This window comes from Paenarthrobacter sp. JL.01a, from assembly GCF_025452095.1.
In the GTDB taxonomy this organism is placed as follows: Bacteria; Actinomycetota; Actinomycetes; order Actinomycetales; family Micrococcaceae; genus Arthrobacter.
The window spans coordinates 1,941,714-1,957,321 of sequence record NZ_CP104877.1 but is presented as its reverse complement, the minus strand read 5'-3'; the positions used below and the strand labels follow the sequence as shown (position 1 = coordinate 1,957,321).

Here is a 15,608-nt window from a genome sequence, read left to right as displayed (position 1 = left end):
AACGGCACTTGCTGAAAGTATGACCACTAACGGCTCTGTGATCAGAGGGGTTTCTCAGGATCGCGATTCGCGCTGAAGAAGTCCCTTGAGGAGTCCGTCGTACCGCGGCGGAAGGAGCTCAAGTACCGAAATGGCCGTGCTGGTCCTTTGTATGCCGTCGATTTCCAGAATCTGGTTGGTAATGCGGTAGAGGTCCGCCGTTCCCCGGGCGACCACCTTGGCCATAAGGTCCGCATCTCCTGTGGTGGCGTGGACCTCGATGATCTCCGGAATCGCCTCCAGCCCGCTTTCCACCGAGCCGGCCCGGGTCTGACTGATCGACAGTGAGAGGAAAGCCATCAGGGAGTATCCAAGAGCAGCAGGATCCAACCGTCGGCTGAAGGATCGCAGGGCGCCGCTGCCCTGAAGTTTTGTCAATCGGGCATGAACTGTATTTCGTGCAACACCCAGCGTCCGGGACAGGGCGAGTGCGCTGGCCTCCGGGTCCTTATCCAAGGCGAGAATGATCCTGGCGTCCAAGGAATCAAGTAGAGAGGAGTTGGCTATGGGCATATTGTCACCAAACGAGATAGAAGTTGAGCAGAAATCCTTATGCTTTCACTGTATCTTGCCAACGGGAGGAGTCACTCCCATGATCAGTGATTATGAATCCCGATCAGCTCCTAAGCCCACCCGTCAATGCGCTCCCCCGTCTCCGCTCCGCAGTGTCCGGCCTTCCCCCTTATGTTCCCGGCCGGCGAGGTGCCGGCGTAGACATCGCGGCCCTCGCCAGCAATGAAAGCCACTACTCGCCGCTGCCCGCTGCCGCGGCAGCAGTAACGGACGCAGCGAGAACCATGAATCGCTATCCCGACATGGGCGCTGTTGATCTTCGTGACCGGATAGCCCGGCACCTGGGGGTAACACCCGCAGAGATCGCGGTAGGTCCTGGCAGTGTTGGGGTTCTGCAGCAGATCATTACCGGCTTATGCGACGCGGGCGACGAGGTGATCTTCGCCTGGCGTTCCTTCGAGGCGTATCCCATACTGACTGAGCTGGCGGGAGCGAAGGCAGTCCGGGTACCGCTGGACGCCGAGGAGGGACACGACCTCGCAAGCATGGCGGCGGCCGTCACTGAGCGGACACGCGTGATACTGCTCTGCACACCAAACAACCCCACCGGCGTGCCGATCCGGCATGAGCTCATTGATGCATTCCTGTCGCGCGTACCTTCCAACGTCCTGGTGGTCATTGATGAGGCCTACATTGAATACGCCGAGGCGGGCAGTGGCCCGGATTCCCTTGCGCTCTACCGCAAGTATCCGAACGTTTCGATTCTGCGGACTTTCTCCAAGGCATACGGACTCGCTGGCCTGAGAGTGGGTTACGCTGTCGCCGCGCCTGACATCGCGGATGGTTTGCGGCGAACCGCCATTCCGTTCTCAGTGAGTGCTTTGGCGCAAAGGGCCGCCATCGTTTCGCTGGATGCCGCGGAAGAGCTGGAAGCACGAGTTAGTGGTGTCAAGGAAGAGCGGGACCGGATATCCACCCAGCTGGACGCTATGGGCTGGGAGCTGCGCCCGAGCCAAGGAAACTTCATCTGGATCCGAGCCGACAACGAGCTTCTCGCAACTCTTACCGATGCCTTCACCTCGGCCGGGATCCTCGTTCGCGCTTACGCAGGAGACGGCATCCGGATCACTGTTGCAAACCCCTCATCCAGCGATCGGGTGCTTCGGGTACTCACGCGCTTTGCGCCAGGTGAACTCCGCCGATCTGCTGAGTAGGGACTCCGACCAGCCGGAGCCAACTGACGCCACCGTCAACTTTGGATGCCGATGGTTGAGTCCGCACCGACTTCTCCAGCGGGCCCAACCCCCTTGCAGATGAGTGAACTTCCTACTGGCTGAGTTGAGCGAGCGGATGCGGAACAGATGTGTCTGCACTTCAGACGGCGCCGCCCTTGCGACCTGCTTGGTAGCGCACCATGGACATAACATCTTCCGAGTGGTCTGCGACTGCTGCGGCACCGACCAGCTCTTCCTGGCTGCCGTAGCCCCACTGGGCGAAAACTGTGGGGATCCCAAACACCGCAGCTCCTTCGACGTCGTGCATCCGGTCTCCGACCATGATAGGTCTGGCCACGTCAACGCCTTGGGACTGGAGTCGTCGTAAGGATTCTTCGATGACGTCCTTCGTGCGTGAGAGGTCCAGGGCGTCGGCGGCTCCGCAGATGTCTACAAACTGCAGGTCGATCCCCAACAGGCCAGCCAACCTAAGGGCCGGTGTTCAATCTTGGAGGTGGCAACGGCCACGGGAAGGCTGCCTTGGAGTTGTCGGAGGAGCTCGCCTACGCCGTCGAACAGGCGGCTCTGCCCTGCTCCCTGCCGGGCCATTGGCAGATGCGTCGTGGGCGCCACCGTCGAAGACTGTTTGCGTCCCCTCGACGATGTCGTCGGCCGAGTGAAAGCGATCATCAACACTGCCAACGACGAGGGCATCGCGTTCCAACTGAACGCACGCAGGGACGCCATTGCCAAAGGGCGGCGACCGCCCGATCAAGGACCGCTTCGGGGACGCCCGCGCCCGTGCTCGTGCCTTCCTCGCCGCCGGAGCAGCGTTGGTGTTCGCCCCTGGCGCCCTTGCACGCGACGTCAACGAGCCGCTCGTAGAAGGCCTCGGACACGGCAAATTCTCAGTGATCGGCGCCGCCGGAGCACTTCCCGCAGCCGATCTCCAGAAACACGGAGTCGCCCGCGTTTCCTACGGCCCCTTCACACAGCAGGCCGCCTTAGGTGCCCTCCAGAATCTCGCCGCCGATCTGTACGCTTCCGGCGTCGTTCCCGAGGACACCCCTTCCCGGACTAGACCCAAAGATCCGGTCCCACCTCACCGGCGGAACCGGAACACGTCTCGAAGGCGTCCGCTTCCTCATTCAAGAGACAGACGTCTGCCACAATTCCCGCCCACGACTGACAGCTCAGGAAGGCAGCCTTTCACAACTGGGTTGGCGGCATTGCGCTGCGATCGAGCAACCCCATACAGAACATGTTCAGAATGTTGAACGAACGTGGCCGCGAATGGGTGTGATCCAACAACCAAACTAAACTATGTGGCACAGGGAAGGTCACGTCGACGTCAGCAGATCCGCATGATCAGAACGCTTGAGGTAGTCAATAACAGCATCACGGCTCCTTTCCAGGCACACGATTCTGTCCTCCACAACGCGTAGTTCCTGAGCAAGCTCCTCCGCTAGAGCCCGGTTGCTTACGGCCGATTGATCTTCCGTTGCGGGAGTTTCGATGTTCAGCACGATCTTGATCATCCTCGTCGACAGGCCGGCCGCTACCAGAGCCCGGACGTGACGGGCATGCTCGATCTGCTCGTCGGAGTATTCGCGGTACCCGTTCTGAGAACGGGATGCCTTGATAAGCCCCTGTTGCTCGTAGTAGCGGAGCATTCGAGTCTGGGCACCTAGTTCCTTGGCGACTTCACCAATCTTCAACGTGAGCACCTCTCTTTGCTTCGACCATCGACTTGACCTTGACACTAATGTCAAAGTTTACGCTGGCATTTGTGCCCGCCAATCGATCCGCTCTTTGTGCGGGTGCTGTGTGTCACATCGGCAAGAGACAACCAGGCTTTCGCATTGGGGGTGCAGAGTTCGGGGCTTTCCGCTCGAAAGCGGCGTCGATGCGTTAACGGCCCCCAGCGGCCCGTCTCCGCCATGTCTGCAATAGCTGCATAAAGCACGAATACAAGTAAGGAATCTGACAATGACGAACGAAATACCGGCCTCAACTTCCCGGGACATCCTTATCATCGGGGCCGGGGAGCTTGGTATGCCCGTCCTGCGTAATGTCGCACGCCGGGCGCGAGTCGTGGAGAGCGCGTCGGTGAGTGTGCTGCTGCGGCCGAGTGCCGTTGAATCCACGGCGACGGATAAGCAGCGCGATATCGCCGAGATCCGAAATCTAGGGGTGACGATCGTGCAAGGAGATCTTGTGAGGAACTCGGTCGACGAACTTGCGGCGATCTTCGCGGACTACGACACCGTGATCGGTTGCACAGGCATCACTGCCGGACTTGAGACGCCTATGAAAGTTGCACAAGCCGCTCTTCAAGCAAAACTTCCGCGATACTTCCCGTGGCAGTTCGGTGTCGACTTCGATGTGATCGGACGGGGAAGCCCCCAGGACATCTTCGACTCGCAGCTGGATGTGCGGGATCTACTCAGGTCCCAGAATGACACCGAATGGGTCATCATCTCAACCGGCATGTTCATGAACTATCTCTTCGAGCCCGGGTCCGGAATGGTCGATCTGCCCAACAACACCGTCAACGCACTGGGGAGCCTGGATACGGCCGTGACGGTGACCACCCCCGAAGACATCGGCGTCCTCACCGCGCACATTCTCTTCGCCGAACCTCGCATCCGCAACGAGATCGTCTACCTCGCCGGCGACACCATCACCTACCGCAAGTTGGCCGAGACCCTGGAAGCCGTTCTTCAACGCCCCTTCGAAACCGTGGAATGGACAGTGCCCCTCCTGCAGGACCAGCTGGCAAACGATCCGGACAACATGACACGAAAATACCGTGCCGTTTTTGCCCAGGGCCGGGGTGTGGCATGGGCAAAGGAAGACACCTTCAACTCACGGCACTCGATCCCGGTCACCAGCCTGCCCGAGTGGATCAAGGACAACATCGCCGCCTGACAGGATAGACGGACTCATAGAGCCGCCCCCTTCCTGTTGCCGGGTTCTCTCTGCTTGCCGCTCCCCAGCGGCAAGCAGAGAGAACATGAGATGGCTAAGGGGTTACCGGCGTAACGAAGTCGTGAAGCACTTTCGCGAAGCGCGCAGGCCCCTCAAACGGGGTAGCGTGCCCGCTCTCATGGAAGATGGCAAGTTGTCCTTCCGGTGCAGTGTCAGCGATCCATTGGCCCAGCTCCAGGGGGTAGAAAGGGTCCGAGTCCGAGTAGGCGGCCAGCGTGGGGACTGTGAGGCTGGCTATGGCCTCCCTGTGATCGAGTTTTGCCTGCTGTCGGGCGACCTCCAGGGCAATGTCCAGCGGTGTCTGCATCGCAATAGAGAAATGCCATGCCATCAGGGCCGGATGGCTCTCTGAGTCCTCCAAGCCTCCCCATTCCGGCAGCGGCCACTCCTCGGTGAGTCTTTTGATGTATCCCTCAAACTGCTCGGCTGGCATGGCAAAAGGAAAATCGCCGCGGCGCACGAGCATCACCGGTCCGTTGTTGAGCACAATCCGGGCAGTCCGGTCCCCGTGCCGTTGCATGTACTCCAGGATCACGCTGCAGCCCATGGAAGAACCGACAAGGGTGACGTCCTGAAGGTCGAGTTCCTGTAATACGTCAAACAGATCTTCCGCCATGACTTTGAAGTCATAGGTCGACCGTGGCTTGCCTGAGAGACCCATGCCCGGCAGGTCGTATGACACGACCCGGTAATGGGGTGCCAAGTGCGGAAGCAATTTATCCCAGTTGCGCAGTGATCCCTTCCACTCATGGATCAGCACCAGAACGGGGCCGTCCTCCCTGCCACGGTCGCTGTAGTGTAGCTCGGTGCCATCCCGGACTGTCAGTTGGGTTGTTGTTCTTGCTTGCTGCAGTTCCTCCATCACAGGCCGGGGAATTCTGTGAGACTGTATTTGCGCGAGCGTGGGTCTGACTGTTCCGCTACGTTTGAGCTGTCGATGAGCAGGGCCGGGACGACGATGTCTTGTGTCTCCTTGCCATCCAGCTGCAGCTGGATCTGGTGAACGATCGCGTAGCCTGTGGCGATGTTATTCGGGTCCCAGGTGGCTGTGAGTCAGTGGTCCTTGATGGCATCCAGGGCGGTTTTGTCCGCGTTTGAGCCGACCACGATTGTGGTGGCCCGGCGGAGCCCTCCACCGGCTCGGCGACGAAAGTCACTGCCGGCGTCATTCCCATCGTGGACTCGGCACCCATCTGGCTTGGAAATCGAAAGGCTTCTTCGAAGAAGAGGGTCTGGACCTGGACATCAAAACCGGATCCGGCGGCGGCGCCATCCTTCCCGACCCTTCTTCACTTTCTTCATGCTGGGTCAATTGTCAAGCACGACCTATGGGTGCTTATCGGCCACTTCATTACGACACCAACCTTGTCGACGCCTGCGGCCGAGGGAACCCCAGCAGCAATCTGTGCATAGCCGGTTGCGTCTTTCAGTAGCCACCCACCCGGCATCTACCCGCACCCGATAAACGGTTTTGCACGAGAACGGCAAGCAGCCGGTCTTCAGCGGCTCTTACCCGCATCGCGTCCACGACCCGGCCGTGGCCTGGCGCGCCTTCAATCACCGGACAAGGGTAGAGGCCCGATCCTACAGGCCCTGGACCCACATGCGGCAATGGCCCCCTTTGGGAACGAAGTCATGTTGCCACGAGCGAGGGACCCAATGAAGAGGTGAATACTCCGAATACCAAGCCAGGAGGGCCCCAAGTGTTATCTGCTTTAAGTGTGGACAGTGTCAACACCTCCTTTGGCAGGACAAACAGGGACGCCACCCCTACGGCAGGCTGCACAGACGGGTCGATTCGGAAAAAAAGTTCAGCAGGATTCCCGAAAAGTCATGTCGACACCACAACCACTGGCCATGAAGAAGTGAGCATCCAACAGGGGCCACCGGAACACTACAGGAAAGGACGCCAAATGACCACACAACCCAGTAAGCGGTGCGTCCCATCGCCAGGACGCTGACCTCGCTCCCCTACCCAAACTGAACAGCCGAACCCGGCGGCCGGGCACGATGACGCAGAGGCACATGTCAAGCTTTGTCCACACTTAAATGCAAAAACCCCTCTGACGAGGGGTTATGCCGTGCCCGAGGTGGGACTCGAACCCACACACCTTTCGATACCGCATTTTGAGTGCGGCGCGTCTGCCAATTCCGCCACTCGGGCGCGGATTACCGGGACGTTAATTCTCGCTGACTGCTCTCATTTCTGTGAGCAACGCGATCCGTTCCCAGCACGCGAAACTACTCTACATGCAGATAGGCTGATTCAAAGAACCGGACGCGCTGGTGCAACAAAAACATGCTCCACGACCGTCCCCACTAAGATGGACTTGAACCCGCCGAACCTTTCCAAGGAGATCCCGTGACCGAACAGACGGAGTCCGCACCCACAAGCCAGCCGGCCCGACGCGTTGTCGTAGCCGAGGATGAGACCCTCATCCGATTGGACATTATCGAGATCCTGAAGGGCGAAGGGTACGACGTCGTAGGCGAGGCGGACAACGGCGAAAAGGCCGTGGAGCTGGCCGAAGGACTTAAGCCTGACCTCGTGCTGATGGATGTCAAGATGCCCGTCATGGATGGCATCTCGGCAGCTGAGAAGATCGTCAAGGCCCGTATCGCCCCCGTAGTCCTCCTGACCGCGTTCAGCCAGAAGGAACTCGTGGAGCGGGCACGCGACGCCGGTGCCATGGCGTACGTCGTCAAGCCGTTCACCCCCGCCGACCTCATCCCGGCCATCGAGATTGCCCTCTCCCGCCACGAGGAGATCAAGGCACTCGAGAACGAGGTTTCCGACCTCCAGGAGCAGTTCGCAACGCGCAAGCTTGTAGAGCGCGCCAAGAGCCTCTTGACCACCAAGATGGGCCTTACGGAGCCGGAAGCCTTCCGCTGGATCCAGAAGACCTCCATGGACCGCCGCCTCAGCATGCGTGAGGTTGCCGAGACCATCATCAACCAGGTCAACTAACAAAAAAGCAACGCAAGACGGCGGCCGCGCACCTCACACGAGGTGGGCGGCCGCCGTCGTACTCACTGCCCACTGAACAAAAACCCAACGGTTAAGCGACAACAGGCCCCGCCAAACGGCGGGGCCTGTTACGCAAAACCAGGGACTACGCCTTGGTCTTGGACTTCTTTTCGGGCCACGGGCCAACGGGTTCCTTGCGGGAACCGTCGTCAACCTTGGAGGTGTCGGCGAGGTCGCCTACCTTGTGAACCTTCAGAGAGTTCGTGGAACCGGCCTGCCCTGGAGGCGAACCGGCGGCGATGACCACGAGGTCACCTTCGTCCACGAGCTTCATGTCGAGCAGGCTGCGGTCCACCTGGGCGGTCATCTCGTCGGTGTGGCCAACGGAGGGCACCAGTACCGGCTGGATGCCCCAGGTGAGGGCCAGCTGGTTCCACACGTGCTCAACCGGCGTGAATGCGAAGACCGGCTTGACCGGGCGCAGACGCGACAGACGTCGTGCGGAGTCACCGGACTGGGTGAACGTACAGATGTACTTCGCATCCAGCTGGTCGGCGATTTCGACGGCGGCACGGGTGATGGCGCCACCGCGGGTCTTGGGCTTGGTACCCAGCGGAGGGACGCGCTCGAGTCCGTGGACCTCGGTGGATTCGATGATCCGTGCCATGGTCTTGACGGTTTCGATCGGGTACTGGCCCACGGAGGTCTCGCCCGAGAGCATGACTGCGTCGGCGCCGTCGAGAACTGCGTTGGCGCAGTCGGAGGCCTCGGCGCGCGTCGGACGCGGGTTGTCGATCATGGACTCGAGGACCTGGGTCGCCACGATGACCGGCTTGGCCCAACGGCGTGCCAGTTCGATCGCGCGCTTCTGGACAATCGGCACCTCTTCGAGCGGCAGTTCAACGCCAAGGTCGCCACGGGCAACCATGATGGCGTCGAACGCGTCGATGATCTCGTGGAGCTGGTCCACGGCCTGCGGCTTTTCGATCTTGGCGATCACCGGCACGCGGCGGCCTTCTTCGTCCATGATCTCGTGGACGCGGGTGATGTCCGAAGCATCGCGCACGAACGACAATGCGATCAGGTCAGCACCGCGCTTGAGCGCCCAGCGCAGATCGTCCTCATCCTTTTCGCTCAACGCGGGAACGTTGACGGCAACGCCGGGCAGGTTGATGCCCTTGTTGTTGGAGACCTTGCCGCCAACCGTCACAGTGGCAACAACCTTGACATCGTCAACCTCGACGGCGCGCAGCGCCACCTTGCCGTCGTCGATCAGCAGCGCGTCGCCGACGTTGACATCTTCGGTGAGGCTCTTGAGCGTGGTGGAGCAGATGTCCTTGGTGCCCGGGACGTCCTCGGTGGTGATGGTGAAGATGTCGCCAACGGCCAACTCGTGGGGACCGTCAACAAAGCGGCCAAGACGGATCTTGGGGCCCTGGAGGTCGGCCATGATGGCTACGGGCTTGCCCAGTTGCGCCGCAGCCTTGCGGACGTTCTCGTAGGTGTTGTCGTGCACGGAGTAGTCTCCGTGGCTCATATTCATGCGAGCAACGTCGACGCCGGCCTCCAGCACCGCGAGGGTGTTGTCGAAGCTGGAGATAGCCGGGCCGAAAGTTGCCACAATTTTCGCGCGTCTCATATACCTACCCTAAGTAGTTCATGCTGATTGAGTAAAAGATCAGTTCCTGCCGGCGCTATAAGACCGCTATCGCACGGTCGGTGGGGGCGACCGGTGCCGGGAGAATAGTGCTTCCCATCAGGAACTTGTCCACTGCGGCCGCACATGCACGGCCTTCCGCAATGGCCCACACAATCAGAGACTGGCCACGTCCGGCATCGCCGGCGACAAACACTCCCTCAGTGTTTGTCATGTAGTAGCCGTCGCGGGCCACGTTGCCCCGACCGTCGAATTCTGCGCTGACCTGTTCCGTGATCCCCGCCGGCTCAGCGCCGGTAAAGCCGAGGCTCAGGAAGACCAGGTCAGCCGGAATAATCCGCTCCGTACCCGCCTTGGGCAGGCGCTTGCCATCCACAAACTCTGTTTCAGCAACTTTGACGCCGGTGAGCTTGCCGTTCTCCCCCACGAACTCGACAGTGGACGCAAGGTAGGTGCGTTCGCCGCCTTCTTCGTGGGCACTGGCCATTTCGAACAACGTGGGGAAGGTCGGCCACGGCTGGTGCGCGGCACGTTCCGACGGCGGCTGCTTGCCGATCGCGAGAGTTGTCACCGAGGCTGCCTGGTGGCGGTGGGCGGTGCCGATGCAGTCAGCACCGGTATCGCCACCACCGAGGATGACGACGTGCTTGCCGCGGGCGTCGATGTGGTTCTCGGGGCTCTCCCCCGCGACGACGCGGTTTGCCGGGACCAGGTACTCCATGGCGAAGTGCACGCCGTCAAGATCGCGGCCCGGGATCGGCAGGTCGCGCGGGACGGTGGCCCCGGTGGCGACAACAACGGCGTCGTAACGGCGGCGAAGCTGCTCCCACGTGACGTCGGTTCCCACGGCGACACCGGTCCGGAAGCGGGTGCCTTCGGTCTTCATCTGCTCAAGGCGGCGGTCAACCTGTTCCTTCTCCATTTTGAAGTCGGGAATGCCGTAACGGAGCAGGCCACCGATCTTGTCGTCGCGCTCGTACACCGCGACGGTGTGCCCAACGCGGGTCAGCTGCTGCGCGACGGCCAGGCCGGCGGGACCGGAACCAACCACGGCAACTGTCTTGCCGGTGAGGCGCGTCGGCGGAAGGGGCTGGACCCAGTCGTTGTCGAACGCCTGGTCGATGATGGAGACCTCGACCTGCTTGATGGTCACGGCAGGCTGGTTGATGCCCAGCACACAGGATGCTTCACAAGGGGCCGGGCACAGACGACCGGTCCACTCAGGGAAGTTGTTCGTCGCGTGAAGACGCTCGATCGCTTCTTCACCCTTGTCCCGCCATACGAGGTCGTTCCACTCAGGAATGAGGTTGCCCAGCGGACAGCCCTGGTGACAGAACGGAACGCCACAGTCCATGCAGCGGCCGGCCTGGCTTTTCAGGACACCCTTTTCCTGTGCTTCGTACACTTCCTTCCAGTCCATGATGCGGACGGGAACGGGACGGCGTGGCTGCGTCTCGCGCTGCCGGACTTTCAGAAATCCGCGTGGATCAGCCACCGGTTACCTCCAGGATTCGAGACCATACTTCTTCGCCATCGGGGTCAAGGCCCTCTTCGATGGCGTCGAGGCGGGTTTGCAGGACTGCGGCGTAATCGCGCGGCAGTACCTTGGTGATGCGGGCGGCGGTGTCGTCGAAGTTTTCGAGCAGACGGCCGGCCAGGACGGATTCGGTTTCCTCAAGGTGCTTGGTGAGGAGGCCGTGGACAATGTCGCGGTCCTCGGCGTCGAGCTCCAGGAGCTGGAGTTCGCCGGAATCGAGGGCGAGCTTGTTGACGCGCTCAGGCTGCAGGTCCAGAACGTAGGCGGTACCACCGGACATGCCGGCGCCGAAGTTACGGCCGGTACGGCCGATGATCAGCGTCTGGCCACCGGTCATGTACTCGCAACCGTGATCGCCAATGCCTTCGACGACGGCGGTCGCACCGGAGTTGCGGACAAGGAAGCGTTCGCCAACCTGGCCTCGCAGGAACATCTCGCCGCTGGTGGCACCGTAGCCGATGACGTTGCCGGCGATGACGTTGCGTTCTGCCTGGAACACGTTGGTACGGTCCGGACGGACGATGATGCGCCCGCCGGACAGGCCCTTGCCCACGTAGTCGTTGGAGTCACCGAACATGCGCAGCGTGATGCCCGCAGGCAGGAAGGCGCCAAGGGACTGGCCGGCGGTTCCGTTCAGGGTCACATCAATCGTGTCCGTGGCCAGTACGTCGGTACCGAAGGTCTTGGTCACCACGTGGCCGAGCATCGTGCCCACGGAACGGTCCGTGTTGATGACGTCCAGGGTGATCTTGACGGGCATACGGTCGCTGAGCGCTTCCTGGGCCATGGTGATCAGTCGCTGGTCAAAGTGCTTGTCCAGCTCGTGGTTCTGGCCGGTCATGTTGCGCAGCGGCACGTCGTCGTCGAACTCCAGCCCGTGCAGGATGGGATCGAGATCTAGGCCTTCGGCCTTCCAGTGATTGATGGCGTCCCGGGTGTCCAACACCTCGGCGTGGCCGATAGCCTCTTCGATGCTGCGGAATCCAAGCTCTGCGAGGATTTCGCGGACTTCCTCTGCGAGGAACTCGAAGAAGTTGACCACGAACTCGGGCTTGCCGGTGAAGCGTGCACGCAGCTCGGGGTTCTGCGTGGCCACGCCAACCGGGCAGGTGTCCAGGTGACAAACGCGCATCATGATGCAGCCCTCAACCACCAGCGGAGCTGTCGCGAAGCCAAACTCCTCGCCGCCGAGCAAGGCAGCGATGACAACGTCACGTCCGGTCTTGAGCTGGCCATCGACCTGGACCACCACGCGGTCGCGGAGGCCGTTGAGCATCAGGGTCTGCTGGGTCTCGGCCAGGCCGAGCTCCCACGGCACACCCGCGTGCTTGAGCGAGTTCAGCGGCGAGGCGCCGGTACCGCCGTCGTGACCTGAAACCAGCACGACGTCGGCCTTCGCCTTGGTCACGCCGGAGGCCACGGTGCCGATCCCGACTTCCGAAACCAGCTTCACGTGCACCCGGGCCGAAGGGTTGGCGCGCTTGGCATCGTAGATGAGCTGCGCGAGGTCTTCGATCGAGTAGATGTCGTGGTGCGGCGGCGGGGAAATCAGACCGACACCGGGGGTCGAGTGACGGGTCCGGGCCACCCAGGGGTAGACCTTCTGCGCCATCAACTGGCCACCTTCACCGGGCTTGGCGCCCTGTGCCATCTTGATCTGGATGTCGTCGGCATTGGTGAGGTAGAGGCTCGTGACACCAAAACGGCCGGAAGCGATCTGCTTGATGGCAGAGCGGCGCTCGGGATCCAGGAGGCGGTCGACGTCCTCGCCGCCTTCGCCGGTGTTGGACTTGGCGCCCAAACGGTTCATGGCGATGGCGAGGGTTTCGTGCGCTTCCTTGGAGATGGAGCCGTAGCTCATGGCTCCGGTGGAGAAACGCTTCACGATGCTGGAAACGGGTTCGACTTCTTCCAGCGGAACAGCCGGGCGGACGCCGTCTTTGAACTTGAGGAGCCCACGCAGGGTCATCAGGTTCTCGGACTGGTCATCGACGCCCTTTGTGTAGGCCTTGAAGATGTCGTAACGGCGTTCGCGTGTCGCGTGCTGCAAACGGAATACCGTCTCCGGGTTGAAGAGGTGCGGTTCACCGTCGCGGCGCCACTGGTACTCACCGCCGCCGAGCAGCGGCTGGTGCGGGTGCTCGATGCCACCCTCGGGGTAAGCCATCTGGTGACGGGCCGAAACTTCGGCGGCGATGACGTCGAGGCCGACGCCACCGAGCTGGGAGTGCGTGCCGGAGAAGAATTCATCCACGAGTTCCTGGGACAGGCCCAGAGCCTCGAACGTTTGGGCACCCGTGTAGGAAGCCACGGTGGAGATGCCCATTTTGGACATGATCTTCAGGACACCCTTGCCCAGGCCCTTGATGAGGTTGTAGACGCCGTCTTCGGCAGTCACTCCCGTGACATCGCCGTTGGAGATCAGCTGTTCCACCGATTCCATGGCCAGGTACGGGTTGACCGCCGAAGCGCCGTAGCCGATGAGCACGGCAACATGGTGCGTCTCACGGACGTCGCCGGCTTCGACCACCAACGCAGTCTTGGTGCGGTTGGCACTGCGAAGCAGGTGGTGGTGAACAGCGCTGACCAGCAGGAGCGAAGGAATCGGTGCCCACTGGGCATTGGAGTCACGGTCCGACAGCACGACGTACTGCACGCCACGGTTGATCGCACCGGAAACCTGCTCGCAGATCTCCGTCAAGCGGGCGCGCAGCGCCGCTTCTCCGCCCTCAGGGCGGTAAAGGCCGCGGACCTTCATGGCGATGCGGTCGCCGTCGGGGCTTTCAATGTTCGCGATCTTTGCGAGCTGGTCGTTGTTGATCACGGGGAACGGCAGGGAGATCTGCGGCTGGCGGACCTGCTTGCCATCCAGGAGGTTGCCGTTAGGGCCAATGGCGCACTTCAGGGAGGTGACCAACTCTTCGCGGATGGCATCCAGCGGCGGGTTGGTGACCTGGGCGAAGGACTGCACGAAGTAGTCGAACAGCAACCGCGGGCGCTTGGAGAGCACGGCGACGGGAGTGTCCGAACCCATGGCGCCCAGCGGCTCAGCGCCGGTACGGGCCATCGGTCCAAGCAGGATCTTCAACTCTTCGGTGGTGTAGCCGAAGGTCCGCTGGCGGATGTTCACCGAGGCTGCCGTGTGGAGCACGTGCTCACGCTCGGGAAGCTCGTTGATGTCGATCAGGTTGTCCTTGAGCCATTCGGCCCACGGGTTGGCCGCTGCGACCTCGGCCTTGACCTCGGCGTCGTCGATGATGCGGCCGGCCTCGGTGTCCACCAGGAACATCTTGCCGGGGGCAACGCGGCCCTTCTTGACCACGTTGGAGGGCTCGACCTCGATCACGCCAACCTCGGAGGCAAAGATGATCAGGCCGTCTTCAGTGATCCAGTAGCGTCCCGGGCGCAGGCCGTTGCGGTCCAGCGTGGCGCCAACGAGGCTGCCGTCGGTGAAGGACACGGCTGCAGGACCGTCCCAGGGCTCCATGAGGAGGGAGTGGTACTCGTAGAAGGCACGGCGTGCCGGATCCATGGTGGCGTGGTTCTCCCACGCCTCCGGGATCATCATCATGATGGAGTGCGTGATGGGGCGGCCCGAGAGCCACAGGAGCTCGGCCACCTCATCGAAGGAAGCGGAGTCAGAGGCACCCGGGGTGCAGATGGGGTACAGCTCTTCCGGGGTGTCACCCAGGAGGGGGCTTGCCAGCTGGGACTGGCGTGCGCGCATCCAGTTGCGGTTGCCCTTGACCGTGTTGATTTCACCGTTGTGCGCGATGGTGCGGAACGGCTGGGCCAGCGGCCAGGACGGGAAGGTGTTGGTGGAGAAGCGCGAGTGGACAATAGCGAGCTTGGTCTTGAAGCGCTTGTCCGAAAGGTCCGGGTAGAACGGCTCCAGCTGGGCCGTGGTGAGCATGCCCTTGTACACGATGGTGCGGGAGGACAGCGACGGGAAGTAGACGCCGAACTTGTTCTGGGCGCGCTTGCGGATCCGCCAGGCGCGGGAGTCCAGTTCGTTGTGCTCAAGCTGCTCGCCGTTGGCGGCAGCGAAGAACGGCTGCGAGAAGTAGGGCATGCACGCACGCGCCATGGCACCGACGAGGTCTGCCACTACGGGAACCTCGCGCCAGCCAAGGACCGTCAGGCCTTCATCGGCAGCCAGTGCCTCAATGCCGGCCTTCGCCGTTGCCGCTTCACGGGCTTCAGCAGGCAGGAAGGCGGTACCGACGACGTACTGGCCGGGTGCGGGCAGTTCGAATTCGGTGACGGCCCGGAAAAACTCGTCGGGGACCTGCATGAGCAGACCCGCGCCGTCGCCGGTTCCTTCGTCGGCGCCTACGGCGCCGCGGTGTTCGAGATTGCGGAGGGCGGTCAGGGCCGCCTCCACGATGTCGTATCCCGGTTCCCCGCGGAGCGTGGCAATAATGGCCAGGCCGCAGGCGTCCTTCTCCTTATCAGGGTTGTAAAGACCCTGGGCCTCCGGGAGCGCAGCGAAACGCTTGAACGGAGACATGGCACCCTGCGGTTCGATATTTTCGGACCAGCCGGGGTTATGAAGATGGGTCATGGGAGACGTCCTTCCTCGAGATCGTGCGTATGGAAGGGACAACGTTGGCCCCACCTTGCCTGCCCTGTGACGGGCACAACAAAGCGCTAGTTATTGGAATTGTAGGCCAGCCGATCCAGCGCAAC

The 15,608-nt window shown here is 61.8% G+C and carries 11 protein-coding genes and 1 tRNA gene; 4 read left to right on the top strand and 8 right to left on the bottom strand.

Features of this window, described 5'->3' with window-relative positions:
- Positions 1-54: 54 nt before the first annotated feature.
- Positions 55-552: an Lrp/AsnC family transcriptional regulator gene (locus N5P29_RS09305; RefSeq protein ID WP_262278281.1), complete on the bottom strand. Its 498-nt coding sequence runs from the start codon at positions 550-552 to the stop codon at positions 55-57.
- A gap of 92 nt (positions 553-644) precedes the next feature.
- Here N5P29_RS09305 and hisC point away from each other — a divergent pair, with 92 nt between their 5' ends.
- A complete protein-coding gene (gene hisC, locus N5P29_RS09300) occupies positions 645-1,766 on the top strand; it encodes a histidinol-phosphate transaminase (protein WP_262278280.1) in 1,122 nt (373 codons plus the stop codon).
- Between the two features lie 160 nt (positions 1,767-1,926).
- On the opposite strand, the gene N5P29_RS09295 is transcribed toward hisC, so the two are convergent.
- The gene (locus N5P29_RS09295; protein ID WP_262278279.1) at positions 1,927-2,241 is read right to left on the bottom strand and encodes an HAD hydrolase-like protein; all 315 of its coding nucleotides are present in this window, start codon (positions 2,239-2,241) and stop codon (positions 1,927-1,929) included.
- Between the two features lie 271 nt (positions 2,242-2,512).
- On the opposite strand from N5P29_RS09295, the gene N5P29_RS09290 reads away from it, so the two are divergent.
- Positions 2,513-3,043: an isocitrate lyase/phosphoenolpyruvate mutase family protein gene (locus tag N5P29_RS09290; RefSeq protein ID WP_410007909.1), complete on the top strand. Its 531-nt coding sequence runs from the start codon at positions 2,513-2,515 to the stop codon at positions 3,041-3,043.
- A 63-nt stretch (positions 3,044-3,106) separates the two neighbouring features.
- Here the strand turns inward: N5P29_RS09290 and N5P29_RS09285 are convergent, their stop codons facing one another.
- Complete coding sequence (locus N5P29_RS09285) at positions 3,107-3,484, bottom strand: MerR family transcriptional regulator (protein ID WP_262278278.1); 378 nt, start codon at positions 3,482-3,484, stop codon at positions 3,107-3,109.
- Positions 3,485-3,755: 271 nt separating this feature from the next.
- Here N5P29_RS09285 and N5P29_RS09280 point away from each other — a divergent pair, with 271 nt between their 5' ends.
- A complete protein-coding gene (locus N5P29_RS09280) occupies positions 3,756-4,697 on the top strand; it encodes an aromatic alcohol reductase (protein ID WP_262278277.1) in 942 nt (313 codons plus the stop codon).
- A 94-nt stretch (positions 4,698-4,791) separates the two neighbouring features.
- Here the strand turns inward: N5P29_RS09280 and N5P29_RS09275 are convergent, their stop codons facing one another.
- Both N5P29_RS09275 and N5P29_RS09270 read right to left on the bottom strand, forming a co-directional pair.
- Positions 4,792-5,619, bottom strand: a complete 828-nt coding sequence (locus N5P29_RS09275) for an alpha/beta fold hydrolase (protein ID WP_262278549.1) — start codon at positions 5,617-5,619, stop codon at positions 4,792-4,794.
- Positions 5,620-6,839: 1,220 nt separating this feature from the next.
- Positions 6,840-6,921 (bottom strand) — tRNA-Leu (locus N5P29_RS09270).
- A gap of 198 nt (positions 6,922-7,119) precedes the next feature.
- On the opposite strand from N5P29_RS09270, the gene N5P29_RS09265 reads away from it, so the two are divergent.
- Entirely contained in the window at positions 7,120-7,725 is a 606-nt protein-coding gene (locus N5P29_RS09265; protein ID WP_262278276.1) for an ANTAR domain-containing response regulator, read from the top strand.
- Between the two features lie 145 nt (positions 7,726-7,870).
- On the opposite strand, the gene pyk is transcribed toward N5P29_RS09265, so the two are convergent.
- From pyk to gltB, 3 genes are read right to left on the bottom strand one after another with little or no spacing between them, the layout of a single operon-like run.
- On the bottom strand, positions 7,871-9,364 hold the full coding sequence (gene pyk / locus N5P29_RS09260) for a pyruvate kinase (protein ID WP_262278275.1): 1,494 nt from the start codon (positions 9,362-9,364) through the stop codon (positions 7,871-7,873).
- A gap of 55 nt (positions 9,365-9,419) precedes the next feature.
- Entirely contained in the window at positions 9,420-10,877 is a 1,458-nt protein-coding gene (locus tag N5P29_RS09255; RefSeq protein ID WP_262278274.1) for a glutamate synthase subunit beta, read from the bottom strand.
- Positions 10,870-15,483 (bottom strand): glutamate synthase large subunit, encoded by a 4,614-nt coding sequence (gene gltB / locus N5P29_RS09250; RefSeq protein ID WP_262278273.1) that lies wholly within the window; start codon positions 15,481-15,483, stop codon positions 10,870-10,872. The genes N5P29_RS09255 and gltB overlap by 8 nt, the downstream gene beginning before the upstream one ends.
- Between the last annotated feature and the right edge of the window lie 125 nt (positions 15,484-15,608).

Bases quoted from the DNA above. Each gene is read 5' to 3' on its own strand.
- N5P29_RS09275 (WP_262278549.1), bottom strand. From the start codon at position 5,619: ATGGAGGAACTGCAGCAAGCAAGAACAACAACCCAACTGACAGTCCGG.
- hisC (WP_262278280.1), top strand. From the start codon at position 645: ATGAATCCCGATCAGCTCCTAAGCCCACCCGTCAATGCGCTCCCCCGT.
- N5P29_RS09305 (WP_262278281.1), bottom strand. From the start codon at position 552: ATGCCCATAGCCAACTCCTCTCTACTTGATTCCTTGGACGCCAGGATC.
- gltB (WP_262278273.1), bottom strand. From the start codon at position 15,483: ATGACCCATCTTCATAACCCCGGCTGGTCCGAAAATATCGAACCGCAG.
- N5P29_RS09280 (WP_262278277.1), top strand. From the start codon at position 3,756: ATGACGAACGAAATACCGGCCTCAACTTCCCGGGACATCCTTATCATC.
- pyk (WP_262278275.1), bottom strand. From the start codon at position 9,364: ATGAGACGCGCGAAAATTGTGGCAACTTTCGGCCCGGCTATCTCCAGC.